Below are 13639 nucleotides of genomic sequence, written 5' to 3'. Positions count from 1 at the left end.
GGGCAGGCGAGACGCCTGAAGCGGCAGTTGTGTTCCGGTCCCCCCGAAATGAATACGGATCAGCTCCGCAAAGAACTCATCCGCTGCGCATCCACGCCGACGACGCCATGGCGTCACATGGGTCACGGCAGTCTGCATGCCGCACAGACTACGCACGGTCAAAACCCACCTAGCGCCGAAGTTCGCCTCAAATCCGGCAACTCGCTCCCTATGAATTGCGGATGTGACGCCGTTCACCTCGGTCCCTCTTGTCGCAACGGGAACGTCGTTCTATCGTGCTGATGTATCGAGCCGATACATCAGCACGGCATAAGAGACCTGGCACGGCGAGGGAGGCGACGATGAGCAGACGCTCCGGCATCCTCGAGTTCGCCGTGCTCGGCCTGCTCCGAGAAGCCCCGATGCACGGCTATGAGCTGCGGAAACGGCTCAACACCTCATTGGGAATCTTCCGGGCCTTCAGCTACGGGACCCTCTACCCATGCCTCAAGACGCTGGTCGCCAACGGCTGGTTGATCGAGGAACCGGGCAGTGCTCCCGAGGACGCCCTCGCCGCTTCACTCGCGGGGCGCCGCGCCAAGATCGTCTATCGATTGACGGCAGAAGGTAAGGAGCACTTCGAGGAACTGCTCTCGCACACCGGCCCGGACTCCTGGGAGGACGAGCACTTCGCGGCCCGTTTCGCCTTCTTCGGGCAGACGGAGCGCGAGGTACGGATGCGAGTGCTCGAGGGCCGTCGCAGCCGGCTGGAAGAGCGTCTGGAGAAGATGCGCGCCTCCCTGGCACGTACTCGCGAGCGCCTCGACGACTACACGCTTGAGCTCCAGCGACACGGCATGGAGTCCGTGGAGCGCGAAGTGCGCTGGCTGAACGAGCTCATCGAGAGCGAGCGCGCGGGGCGGGACCGGCGACAGTCCTCCCCCGAGAGCTCCGCTCAGCACGACAACACATCTGGAGAGACGGGCGGCCTGCCCCGGCACAGGGGTGCTGAGTCTTCCGGGGGAACCTCCCCGAGGCCCTCCACCCCGCCGGATCCGTCCGACGACACAGCCAAGTGAGGCCCTGCGGTCCGCAGGGTTTCATCCGGAATACAGAGATCAAACAGGGAGCAACCGGAATGGGTTCCGTTCGCGTAGCCATCGTCGGCGTGGGCAACTGCGCCGCCTCACTGGTGCAGGGCGTCGAGTTCTACAAGGACGCTGACCCCAAGGCCCGGGTGCCGGGTCTGATGCACGTCCAGTTCGGCGACTACCACGTCTCCGACATCGAGTTCGTGGCCGCCTTCGACGTGGACGCCAAGAAGGTCGGCCTCGACCTCGCGGACGCCATCGGCGCCAGCGAGAACAACACCATCAAGATCTGCGACGTGCCCCACTCGGGTGTGACGGTCCAGCGCGGCCACACCCTCGACGGCCTCGGCAAGTACTACCGCGAGACCATCGAGGAGTCCGCCGAGACCCCCGCGGACATGGTCCAGACCCTCAAGGACAAGCAGGTCGACGTCCTGGTCTGCTACCTGCCCGTCGGCTCCGATGCCGCCGCCAAGTACTACGCCCAGTGCGCCATCGACGCCAAGGTCGCGTTCGTCAACGCCCTGCCCGTCTTCATCGCCGGCACCAAGGAGTGGGCCGACAAGTTCACCGCCGCCGGTGTCCCGATCGTCGGCGACGACATCAAGTCGCAGGTGGGCGCCACGATCACCCACCGCGTCATGGCCAAGCTCTTCGAAGACCGCGGTGTCATCCTGGACCGCACCATGCAGCTGAACGTCGGCGGCAACATGGACTTCAAGAACATGCTTGAGCGTGAGCGCCTGGAATCCAAGAAGATCTCCAAGACTCAGGCCGTCACCTCCCAGATCCGCGACCGCGAGATGGGCGCCGACAACGTCCACATCGGCCCGTCCGACTACGTCGCCTGGCTCGACGACCGCAAGTGGGCCTACGTCCGCCTCGAAGGCCGCGCCTTCGGCGAGGTGCCCCTGAACCTCGAGTACAAGCTGGAGGTGTGGGACTCCCCCAACTCCGCGGGCATCATCATCGACGCCGTTCGCGCCGCGAAGATCGCCCAGGACCGCGGCATTGGCGGCCCCATCCTCTCCGCGTCCTCTTACTTCATGAAGTCGCCGCCGGTCCAGTACTACGACGACGAGGCCCGCGAGAACGTCGAGAAGTTCATCAGGGGCGAGGTAGAACGCTAAGCACTGGTTCTGCTCCCACGAGGAGGGTCCCCGGGCAATCCACCCGGGGACCCTCCTCGTATGTGACCCTTGCTCGCATGTCTGTCGTACGTGATCTGCGCGTACTCCTGCGTCTGCCCGACTTCCGCCGGCTGCTTGCGGTCCGGCTGCTCTCCCAGTCGGCTGACGGCGTCTATCAGGTGGCGCTCGCCACGTACGTGGTCTTCTCGCCGGAGAGGCAGACCTCGCCTGCCGCGGTGGCCTCCGCCATGGCCGTGCTTCTCCTGCCGTACTCCCTGATCGGCCCCTTCGCCGGCGTCCTGCTGGACCGCTGGCGGCGTCGGCAGGTCTTCCTGTACGGGAATCTCCTGCGGGCCCTCCTGGCCTGCTGCACGGCCCTGCTGATCATCGCGTCGGTGCCCGACTGGCTCTTCTACGTCTCGGCCCTGTCGGTCACAGCCGTCAACCGCTTTGTGCTGGCCGGGCTCTCCGCCGCGCTGCCCCGTGTGGTCGACGCCGACCGGCTCGTACTGGCGAACTCCCTCTCGCCGACGGCCGGCACGCTCGCCGCGACAGCGGGCGGCGGGCTCGCCTTCGCGGTGCGGCTGGTCGCCGCGGACTCGGATGCCACGGTGGTGCTGCTCGGCGCGGCGCTCTATCTCTGCGCGGGACTTTCCTCACTGCGGATCGCGCGAGAGCTGCTCGGGCCGGACCAGGAACTGGTGCAGCCCCGGCTGGCTGCGGCGCTGACCTCCACGGCGCGCGGGCTGGCGGACGGACTGCGCCATCTGGCCCAGCGGCGGGCGGCGAGCTACGCGCTGGGCGCGATGACCCTGCTGCGTTTCTGCTACGGCGCGCTGACGGTGATGGTGCTGATGCTCAGCCGGTATGCCTGGGCCGAGAAGGAGTCGGAAGGCCTGGCCCTACTCGGGGTTGCCGTCGGCGTATCGGGCGCGGGGTTTTTCGCGGCGGCCGTGCTCACGCCGTGGGCCGTCGGCCGGCTCGGTCAGTACAGATGGATAGCGGCGTGCGCGGCGACGGCAGCCGTGCTCGAACTGGCTCTGGGACTGTGGTTCGCACCCGCGCCGACCCTGATCGCCGCCTTCATCCTGGGGTTCGTCACCCAGGGGGCGAAGATTTCCACGGACACAGTGGTGCAGACAACGGTGGACGACGCGTATCGCGGCAGGGTCTTCTCCCTGTACGACGTGCTGTTCAACGTCGCCTTCGTGGGAGCCGCAGGAGTCGCCGCACTGATGCTGCCGCCCGACGGCCGGTCGGTTCCCCTGGTCGTCGTGGTCGCGGTCATCTATACGGCGGTCGCCGTGGCCATGGCCCGGTGGAGCCGTGTAACAGCAGCGCCTTAGAGCCGTCATGGGTGTGGGGCGATGTTTCACGTGAAACATCGCCCCACACCCACCTTGCCCCTCACCCTCTGAACTCGCCGCGATGTTTCACGTGAAACATCGCGGCGTTTCACGCTCCCCCTTGCTGCGCCCACCATCCCTTGAGCGCGGCCACGGCCGCATCGTGCTCCATCGGCCCGTTCTCCAGCCGCAGCTCCAGCAGGAACGCGTATGCCTTGCCGATCGCCGGACCGGGGCCCACTCCGAGGACTTCCTGGATCTGATTGCCGTCCAGATCGGGCCGGATGGCGTCCAGCTCCTCCTGCTCCTGCAACTGCGCGATGCGCTCCTCCAGCCCGTCGTAGGCCCGGGAGAGCGCATTCGCCTTGCGCTGATTACGCGTGGTGCAGTCCGAGCGCGTCAGCTTGTGCAGTCGGCTCAGCATCGGCCCGGCGTCGCGCACATACCGCCGTACCGCCGAGTCGGTCCACTCCCCGGTTCCGTATCCGTGGAACCGCAGATGCAGCTCCACAAGCCGCGAGACGTCCTTGACCAGGTCATTGGAGTACTTGAGCGTGGTCATCCGCTTCTTGGTCATCTTCGCACCCACCACCTCGTGGTGGTGGAACGAGACTCCGCCGTCCTTCTCGAAGCGCCTCGTCCGCGGCTTTCCGATGTCATGGAGCAGCGCCGCCAGCCGCAGCACGAGGTCCGGGCCAGCCTCCTCCAGATCGATGGCCTGCTCCAGAACCGTCAGGGAGTGCTCGTACACATCCTTGTGCCGGTGGTGCTCGTCGCTCTCCAGACGCAGCGCCGGCAGTTCGGGCAGCACATGTGCGGCGAGACCGGAGTCGACGAGCAGCGCCAGACCCTGGCGCGGCTGGGCCGACAGGATCAGCTTGTTCAGCTCATCCCGCACCCGTTCGGCGGAGACGATCTCGATGCGATCCGCCATCTCCTTCATCGCGGCAACCACCTCGGCCGCCACCTCGAAGTCCAGCTGCGCGGCGAACCGGGCGGCCCGCATCATGCGCAGCGGGTCATCGGAGAAGGACTCCTGAGGCGTACCGGGGGTTCGCAGGACGCGTGCGGCGAGGTCCTCCAGACCGCCGTGCGGGTCGATGAACTCCTTCTCGGGCAGGGCCACGGCCATCGCGTTCACGGTGAAGTCCCGACGGACGAGGTCTTCCTCGATCGAGTCGCCGTAAGACACCTCAGGCTTGCGGGAAGTCCGGTCGTACGCCTCCGAGCGGTACGTGGTGACCTCGATCTGAAAGTGCTGATTCGCGTCCGCGGCCCGCCCACTCTTCTGGGCCCCGACCGTGCCGAAGGCGATCCCGACCTCCCACACCGAGTCCGCCCACGGACGGATGATCTTCAGTACGTCCTCGGGCCGGGCGTCCGTCGTAAAGTCCAGGTCATTGCCGAGTCGGCCGAGCAGCGCATCCCGGACCGAGCCCCCGACCAGGGCGAGACGGAACCCGGCCTCCTGGAAACGGCGGGCGAGGTCGTCGGCGACAGGGGACACCCGCAGCAGTTCACTCACCGCGCGGCGTTGCACCTGGCTCAGGGCATTGAGGTTGTCTTCATTGGCGTTCGGCACAACAGAAAAGGGTACGTGCCCGGGCCGACCGGAAGGTTCCTATTTACAGCGCCCCGGAGATCTTCATGGGTCTCCAGGGGTCTTCATGGGTTTTCAATGGGCTTCAATGTGCGGCCTCGGAGTCTCTTCTGATCATGTAGGGCACTCCGCGGCACTTCGGCACGGCGCACATCGTTACCATGCGTGGACGCAAGAACCGAGAAACCACCACCAGCGGCAGCAGACGACGGACAAGGGACGGGCGAGCGCGTGGCCGAGGCGGCAGACTTCCAGGGGATGAATCCCTCTCCTGCCCGCCGGTGGCTGCGCCGGACAGCAGCCCTGATCGCCGGCGTCCCGCTCGCGGCCGGACTGGTGTGCGGTCCGACCGCCTCTTCCGCGCATGCCTCCGGGGAGGCCAACGTCTCCCGCACGGTCGATGTGTCGCTCAACGCCCTGACTCCCCTCGCTCCGGGAGAGAGCGACACGCTCACCATCTCGGGCACGGTGTACAACAAGGGCGGGCAGACCGTCACCAACGCCCAGGTCGATCTGCGGGTGGGCCCGACGCTGTCCAGCCGGTCCTCCATCGACAGCGCCGCCGAGCGGACCGGTTTCGCTTACGGCGTCGACCCTTCGCCGATCGACGACAAGTACACCGCCGAGATTCCGCCGCTCGGTTCGCACATCAGTAGGGAATTCACGCTCTCCGTCCCGGTCAGCGAGCTTGAGCTCGACGGCGACGGCGTCTATCAGCTCGGTGTGTCCCTGTCCGGGCAGACCACGAGTGAGCCGGTGAAGCAGGTCCTGGGCATCGAGCGGACGTTCCTGCCCTGGCAGCCCGAGGCCACGGAGAAGAAAACCCAGCTCACCTATCTCTGGCCGCTGATCTCCTCGGTTCACCTCACCTCGGAGACGGGCTCCGACGAGCAGCAGACTCCGGTTTTCGAGGACGAGACGCTGGCAGCGGAGCTCTCCCCGGGCGGACGGCTTGAGCAGCTGGTCTCCATCGGCAGTGAGCTGCCCGTCACCTGGGTCATCGATCCGGATCTTCTCGCCACTGTCGATGCGATGACGGGAAACTACCGGGTCAAGAATGGGACCACCACCGTCGCAGGCAAGAACCAGGCCTTGGCCAAGCGGTGGCTGAGCTCCGTGGAGGCTGCGGTAAAGGGCCGCAAGGTGGTCGCGCTGCCGTTCGCCGACCCTGATCTCGCGTCTCTGGCACACCGTGGCAAGAAGGTCTCTGGCTCCCTGAGCCATCTGCAGTCGGCCACTGCGGTCGCCGAGACGACGGTGGAGACGATCATCCATGTGAAGCCGTCCATCGACTTCGCCTGGCCGGTCGACGGCGCGATCGACTCTTCGATCGTCGATGTCGCCACGTCTGCGGGCGCCCACAAGGTGATCGCCCGTAGCGACAGCCTGCGGGACGACCTGTCGTACACACCGAACTCGGCGCGGCCCATCGGCGGCGGGACGACAGCCGTGGTCGCCGATGCCCGGCTCTCCACCGCCTTCCAGGGCGACATGATCCACACTGGCGACTCCACACTCGCGGTCCAGGAGTTCCTCGCCCAGACGCTGGCGGTGACTCTCCAGAATCCCGGCAAGCAGCGGAGCATCGTCGTCGCTCCGCAGCGGATGCCGACCGCCTCCCAGGCGCAGTCCATGGCTCGCGCCCTGCACGCCCTGGACGCTCAGCGCTGGACGCAGCCGCTCGACCTGATCGCCGCCGCGGACGCCAAGCCCGATGCCAAAGCAACGACCAAGGTGCCCAGCTCTTCCCGCTACCCAGACGAGCTGAGCAAGCAGGAGCTGCCGGTTCAGGCGTTCCACGACATCAGGGCCACCCAGAACACCCTCGACAACTTCAAGGTCATCCTCACCGCGCAGGACAGGGTGGTGACCCCCTTCGGCAGGTCGATCGACCGGGAGATGTCCACGTTCTGGCGCGGCAACCCCGTGGGCGCCCAGCAGTACCGCGACGGCGTGCGGTTCTATCTTCAGAGCCTCACCGAAGAGGTGCGGCTGATCGAGAAGTCGCAGGTGACTCTCTCGGGACGCAGCGCGACGATCCCGGTCACCGTGCAGAACAAGCTGCTCCAGGGCATCGACAACCTGGTGCTGCGACTGAGTTCGGACAACTCCACCCGCCTCAGTCTCGACGACGACAAGGGTGTCGCCGAGCAGCCGATCAAGGTCGATGGGGGGCACAGCCAGTCGGTGAAGTTCGCCACCTCGGCCAACGCCAACGGCCCGGTCCTGATGAGGGCCCAGCTCTACACCGAAGACGGCAAGCCGTACGGCGCGGAGATGCAGTTCACGGTAAAAGTCTCGGAGATCACTCCGACCGTGATGCTTGTCATCGCGGGCGGTGTCCTGCTGCTCGTCCTCGCAGGCGTCAGGATGTACAGCCAGCGCAAGCGCGCGGCTGCCCGGCAGCAAGACGGCTCAGACGCCTTGGCGAGCTCTGCAGGCTCCGATGGCTGTGAGGGCCCCGAGGACTCTGAGCCGGCAGAAGGTGACATCGACAGCCCTGATCCCGGGCACCCGGGTGACCCGGCACCGGACACCGGACCGGAAAACGGCAAGGCGTCGGGTACGGGTGAGAAAGTGGACCGTTGAGCGATGTCGTGGCCGGTCGGCCGGGGACAATGAGGTGGGGTAGCGATGAACGCGCCGTACGACGGTGACCGCGGTCAGGGCGCGGGCGGATCTGTGCCGTCCCGGGGGCAGCCCTCCGAACCCCCCGTGCCGGGTCAGGTTCCGCCGGCGCCACAGCCAGACCCTGCCCCTTACGCCCAGGACGCCTACGCACAGGACCCTTACGCCCAAGCTCCGCCTGCTCAGACCCCCTACGTCCAGGACCCCTACCTCCAGGACGCCTATGTCCAGGACGCCTATGTCCAGGACGCCTATGTCCAGGACCCTTACCAGGCACAGGACCTGTCCGCCCAGGACCCGGTGGCCGAAGCTCTTTACGACCGCGCCTCGCACCCGCCGCCGCCCCCGGGCTTCTACCAGGAGCCTCAGCCGCTGTACCAGCAGCCGTCGGCTCCGCCGCATGCCCCGGACCCCCGCATCTGGGCGCAGACCCCGCCGCCCGAGCCGGCCGGCCTCTCGCGTCATCTGCCGTACGGGGACGATCCCAGGAACACCCAGTTCACGGGCGTGGACGACCTGGTCACCCGGGCCGGCACAGAGGAGCGGGAGCCCGACGCCTTCGCGCACCTCTTCCGGGACCAGCAGGCCTCGGGGCGGCCTACACCGCCTCCGGAGCCGATCCCTGCGACACCCGTTCCCAACAAGTCGGGCGGGCGCGCCTCCAGCATCCTCAAGTCCAGCGCGGTGATGGCGGCGGGCACCATCGTGTCCCGCCTCACGGGCTTTATGCGCACTCTCGTCATGGCCGCGGCGATCGGCGTCGGCACGCTCAACGACTCCTACCAGGTCGCCAACGTCCTGCCGACAATGATCTATGTCCTGGTCGGCGGCGGTGCTCTGAACGCCGTGTTCATCCCGCAGCTCGTACGGGCCATGAAGAACGACGACGACGGTGGCGAGGCCTACGCCAACCGGCTACTCACGCTCGTCGTGTCGCTGCTCGCCGCCGTCACGGCACTCTGCATCCTGGCGGCCCCGCTTCTCGTGCGCATGATGTCGCCGACGATCGCCTCCGACCCGCAGCGGATGGAAGTGACGGTCGCCTTCGCCCGTTACTGCCTGCCCACCATGTTTTTCATGGGTCTTCATGTGGTGCTCGGCCAGATTCTCAATGCGCGAGGGAAGTTCGGCGCGATGATGTGGACCCCGGTCCTGAACAACATCGTGATCATCGCGACCTTCGGCGCCTTCATCTGGGCCTTCGGCAGCTTCACCGAATCCGGGGTCAAGGCCGAGACCATCACCCCGGAAGGCGTTCGGCTGCTGGGCCTCGGCACGCTTCTCGGTCTCACCGTCCAGGCGCTGGCGATGTTCCCGTATCTGCGTGATGCGGGGTTCAAGATGCGGCTGCGCTTCGACTGGAAGGGCCACGGCCTGGGCAAGGCCGCCGGGCTCGCCAAGTGGACCTTCTTCTTCGTCCTCGCCAACCAGCTCGGCATGATCGTTGTTACCCAGCTCGCCACGTCAGCCGGCTCGGTCGCCGAGAAGGCGGGCTATACCGGCACGGGCATCACCGCGTACAACTACGCGCTGCTCCTGTGGCAGATGCCGCAGGCCATCATCACGGTGTCCGTGATGACCGCGGTCCTGCCCAGGATCTCCCGCTCGGCCCACGACGGCGACGCCGCCGCGGTGCGCGATGACATCTCGTACGGGCTTCGCACCTCGGCCGTCGCGATCGTGCCGTGCGCCTTCGCCTTCCTCGCGCTCGGGGTGCCGATTGCCACGCTGCTGTACGCCGGATCCGGCGCGGAAGGCGCCCGCAGCATCGGCTTCGTACTCATGGCCTTCGGCTTGGGCCTCATTCCGTACTCCGTGCAGTACGTCGTGCTGCGCGGGTTCTACGCGTACGAGGACACCCGCACGCCCTTCTACAACACCGTCATCGTCGCCATCGTCAACGCGGCTGCCGCCGGGGTCTGTTTCCTGGTGCTGCCCGCCCGCTGGGTGGTCGTCGGCATGGCCGCCTCGTACGGTCTCGCGTACGCCGTCGGAGTGGGCATCGCCTGGCGCCGTCTCAAGAGCCGCCTCGGCGGCGACCTGGACAGTTCCCACGTCCTGCGTACGTATGCCAGGCTCAGCATGGCTTCGGTCCCGGCCGCGGTTGCCGGTGGCGGAGTCGCCTTCATGGTTCTCAGGGCACTCGGCAGTGGCGCTGCCGCATCGCTCGCCGCGCTGGCCGGTGGTGGGATCGTCTTGCTGGGCGTCTTCTTCGTCGCCGCGAAGCGGATGCGCATCGAGGAGCTCAACTCCCTGGTCGGCATGGTGCGCGGGCGCCTCGGGCGCTAGGGGCGCACACTCTCGCACAACCATCGGCGGCCGCTGTGTGTCGTGCATAGCGACCAACTGTGGGCACAATTGGCATGGCTGTTGGATACGGCGCAACGGATGGGGAGGCAGGAACGACGGTGGCGGAACGTAGCACGGCTGCCGTCGACGTGGCCCACGACAGCGGAGACGATCCGCTGAACGCCCAGGCGGGCAAGGCCACGACCGACGGGGCGGCGGAATCCCAGGACTCGGCGGAGAAGACCGCATCAGACACGGGCAGCGAACAGCAGGGCATCGAACCCTCCATCGCCACGCCCCAACTGCACAGTGGACACAAGCTCGCCAGACGCTACCGACTTGAGGAGTGCGTCACCCGTCTGGACGGTTTCAGCAGTTGGCGCGCGGTCGACGAAAAGTTGCGCCGCGCCGTCGGGGTGCATCTGCTCCCCGCCGATCACCCGCGAGCGCGTTCGGTACTCGCGGCGGCTCGTTCGTCCGCGCTGCTCGGAGATCCGCGTTTCGTGCAAGTCCTCGACGCCGTCGAGGAGAACGACCTCGTGTACGTCGTTCATGAGTGGCTTCCGGACGCGACCGAGCTCACCGCGCTGCTCGCCATGGGACCCATGGAGCCGCACGACGCCTACCAGCTCGTCGACCAGCTCTCCCAGGCCATGGCAGCGGCTCACCGTGAGGGCCTGGCCCATCTCCGGCTCACTCCTGGCGCGGTCCTGCGCACCTCGAGCGGGCAGTACCGGATCCGCGGCCTGGCGGTCAACGCCGCGCTGCGCGGGATCACCGCCGACGGCCCGCAACGGACGGACACCGAGGCGATCGGTGCGCTGCTCTACGCGGCGCTGACGCAGCGGTGGCCGTACGAAAGTGATGCGTACGGCCTCTCCGGGCTGCCTAAGGGAGTCGGGCTCATCGCCCCGGACCAGGTGCGGGCCGGTGTCCACCGCCGGCTCTCCGAGCTCGCCATGCGCGCCCTGGTCAACGACGGAGCCACGGCCTCCCGTCAGGAGCCGCCCTGCACCACGCCCGACGAACTGGCCAAGGCCGTAGCGGCCATGCCGCGCATCCGCCCGCCGGAGCCCGCGTTCACCTCCCCGCCGGAGTACCAGCGCACCACTTACCAGCAGGGCACCTACGGCCGCTCTGCGGCCCGTCAGGGAACGGCGGTCACCCAGCCGGTGGCCGCACCGCCCGCACCGCTCCAGAGCCGCACCGGCAAAGTCCTCAAGTGGGCGGTGGCCGCGCTGCTGATCGCCGCACTGGGACTAGGTAGCTGGCAGGTCGCGGACAAACTGATCGACCGCGGCAAGGACCCGGTCAGTCCGGACACCTCTCAGACGGGTACCGACGAAAAGAACCCCACGCCCGCACCCGAGCCCGCCAAACCGGCCACCATTGTCGCCGCCCATGACTTCGACCCTCTGGGGCCCGACGGCTCCGAGAAACCCGCCGGGATAAAGAACAGCTACGACGGCGACCCGGCGTCGTTCTGGAACACCGACGGCTACAAGAGCGCGAACCTCGGCGGTCTGAAGCCGGGCGTTGGCATCGTTCTGGACCTCGGCGAGGCCCAGCAGATCTCCACCGTGGACGTCTCCTTCCTCGGCGGAGAGACATCCGTCGAACTGCGGACCGCGTCCGCGGATGCCACGGCGGAGCCGACCACCCTCGACGGCTTCACGAAGGTCTCCGAAGGGTCCGGTTCGAAAGTGTCCCTCAAACCCGGCAAACCCGTGAAGGCACGGTACGTTCTGGTCTGGCTGACCAAGCTGCCGAAGGCCGACGGTATCTACTACCGGGGCAAGGTCTCGGAGATCAAGATCACCAGCTGATGGCACAGGGGAGGGGGGCTCACCGTTGGACGACGCGACACTCGGCGACACAAGCGACCAAGATCTTCTGGCCAGTCATGTCGCAGGAGACCCGGACGCCTTCGGTGAGCTCGTTCGGCGCCACCGTGACAGGCTCTGGGCTGTCGCCCTGCGCACCCTGGGAGACCGCGAGGAAGCTGCGGACGCTGTCCAGGACGCTCTGGTGTCCGCCTTCCGGGCGGCTCATACCTTCCGTGGCCAGTCCGCCGTCACCACGTGGCTCCATCGCATTACGGTGAACGCCTGTCTCGACCGGGCGCGCAAGGCTGCCTCGCGCAAGACTTCCCCGGTCGACGACACCGAGCGGCTGGAGCAGCTCCTGGAGCCTCACGAGTCGGCAGCGGCTCCGGCCGAGCGTCAGGACCTCCACCGGGAGCTCCTGACGGCGTTGAGGAAACTCCCCGTCGATCAGCGTGCCGCGCTGGTGCTGGTGGATATGCAGGGCTACCCCGTGGCGGAGGCTGCCCGCGTCCTCGAAGTACCGGTGGGAACCGTCAAGAGCCGCTGTGCTCGCGGACGGGCACGGCTGTTGCCGATGCTCACACACCTTCGCGCCAATGCCGTGGACAACGGGGATAACACCGAGGTCAGCATGGGAAGGAACCGGACGCCGGAGACATCCGTCCCACCGGGGTCGGGACAAAGAGACACAGGGCCACATGACCCTGCTGCGGTGAAGGGCGGAGGTGGGCGCGCGTGACATCCACGACCGACAGGACCGACACAACTCGGCACCCGGACGTCTCGGAAATCTCCGACCTCGCCGAGGGCCTCCTCTCGCCGACACGCACCGCCGATGTCCGGCAGCACCTCGACGCCTGCGCCCTGTGCGCGGAGGTACGTGCGTCCCTCGAGGAGATCCGCGGACTGCTCGGTACGCTCCCCGGCGCCTCTCGGATGCCCGCCGACATCGCCGGTCGCATCGACGCCGCCCTGGCCGCCGAGGCTCTTCTGGATGCCACCGCGCCGGAAGAACAGATGCATGTTTCACGTGAAACAACGCCCGCCATCCCGCAGACGGACACTGCACCGGCCGACCGGCCGAGTGGCCACCCCCGCGCCGCTACCGGTCCCGGCCGCAGCCGGCAGACACGTCGCCGCCGCGCCGTCCTTGGAGCCGTCTTCGGTGCCGCCGCAGTCGGCGTCAGCGTCCTGCTCTTTCAGTCTCTGCCGTCCACCTACAGCGCCAGTGACAGCTCCGCTCAGAAGGAAGCGGGCGTCACCGCCCTCGACAGCGATAAGCAGGATCTCTCCGGGCCCGGCCTCCAGAACCGTGTGCAGACGCTCGTCGCCAACGGAGGGCCATCGGATCGCCTGTTCGAGGGGTCCAAGGACGACGGGGACGCACGCGTTGAGGGCGCGGCCACACCGCAAGCGACGGCGCCGCCCTGTATCCAGAAGGGGACCGGCCGGACCGAGACCCCGATCGCCGTCGAGGAGGGACAGTACAAGGGCCAGAGCGCCTACCTCGTCGTGCTGCCGCACTCCACGGACGCGAAGCAGGTGCAGGCGTATGTGATCGACGCGGGCTGCGTCGAGACTTCCCCCGCGACCGCGGGAAAGCTCCTGCAGACGACTGCTTACCCTCGCCCCTGACACACGTCTCTGTGCCGCTCGGACGTACCGGGAATGCAAGCCCCGTAGGATCCGTTGGGTGGGGTGAGAGTCATTGACTGGGCCCCAGTAGACAAGCAGGCAGTCCGCAGAGACG

General features: G+C 67.4%; 9 protein-coding genes. 8 read left to right on the top strand and 1 reads right to left on the bottom strand.

What is annotated here, in order from left to right; all coding sequences use genetic code 11:
- Positions 1-341 precede the first annotated feature (341 nt).
- The 3 genes from ACIHCQ_RS02900 (at position 342) to ACIHCQ_RS02890 (ending at position 3546) form a co-directional block, all read left to right on the top strand.
- The gene (locus ACIHCQ_RS02900; RefSeq protein WP_399657146.1) at positions 342-1058 is read left to right on the top strand and encodes a helix-turn-helix transcriptional regulator; all 717 of its coding nucleotides are present in this window, start codon (positions 342-344) and stop codon (positions 1056-1058) included.
- Between the two features lie 59 nt (positions 1059-1117).
- Positions 1118-2200 (top strand): inositol-3-phosphate synthase, encoded by a 1083-nt coding sequence (locus tag ACIHCQ_RS02895; protein WP_399657144.1) that lies wholly within the window; start codon positions 1118-1120, stop codon positions 2198-2200.
- A gap of 77 nt (positions 2201-2277) precedes the next feature.
- Positions 2278-3546: an MFS transporter gene (locus tag ACIHCQ_RS02890; protein ID WP_399657142.1), complete on the top strand. Its 1269-nt coding sequence runs from the start codon at positions 2278-2280 to the stop codon at positions 3544-3546.
- Positions 3547-3655: 109 nt separating this feature from the next.
- Here ACIHCQ_RS02890 and ACIHCQ_RS02885 read toward each other — a convergent pair whose 3' ends face one another.
- Entirely contained in the window at positions 3656-5128 is a 1473-nt protein-coding gene (locus ACIHCQ_RS02885; RefSeq protein WP_399657140.1) for a CCA tRNA nucleotidyltransferase, read from the bottom strand.
- A 249-nt stretch (positions 5129-5377) separates the two neighbouring features.
- On the opposite strand from ACIHCQ_RS02885, the gene ACIHCQ_RS02880 reads away from it, so the two are divergent.
- The 5 genes from ACIHCQ_RS02880 (at position 5378) to ACIHCQ_RS02860 (ending at position 13524) form a co-directional block, all read left to right on the top strand.
- A complete protein-coding gene (locus tag ACIHCQ_RS02880; protein WP_399657138.1) occupies positions 5378-7735 on the top strand; it encodes a DUF6049 family protein in 2358 nt (785 codons plus the stop codon).
- A gap of 45 nt (positions 7736-7780) precedes the next feature.
- A complete protein-coding gene (gene murJ, locus ACIHCQ_RS02875; RefSeq protein ID WP_399657136.1) occupies positions 7781-10063 on the top strand; it encodes a murein biosynthesis integral membrane protein MurJ in 2283 nt (760 codons plus the stop codon).
- A 119-nt stretch (positions 10064-10182) separates the two neighbouring features.
- The gene (locus ACIHCQ_RS02870; protein WP_399657134.1) at positions 10183-11889 is read left to right on the top strand and encodes a protein kinase family protein; all 1707 of its coding nucleotides are present in this window, start codon (positions 10183-10185) and stop codon (positions 11887-11889) included.
- Between the two features lie 25 nt (positions 11890-11914).
- On the top strand, positions 11915-12628 hold the full coding sequence (gene sigM, locus ACIHCQ_RS02865) for an RNA polymerase sigma factor SigM (RefSeq protein ID WP_399657133.1): 714 nt from the start codon (positions 11915-11917) through the stop codon (positions 12626-12628).
- A complete protein-coding gene (locus ACIHCQ_RS02860; RefSeq protein WP_399657131.1) occupies positions 12625-13524 on the top strand; it encodes an anti-sigma factor family protein in 900 nt (299 codons plus the stop codon). Before sigM ends, ACIHCQ_RS02860 begins: the two co-directional genes overlap by 4 nt.
- Positions 13525-13639: the final 115 nt, after the last annotated feature.

Source organism: Streptomyces sp. NPDC052236 (assembly GCF_044548015.1).
In the GTDB taxonomy this organism is placed as follows: domain Bacteria; phylum Actinomycetota; class Actinomycetes; order Streptomycetales; family Streptomycetaceae; genus Streptomyces.
The sequence above is the reverse complement of the archived record's forward strand: the minus strand, read 5'-3'. Positions and strand labels throughout refer to the sequence as shown.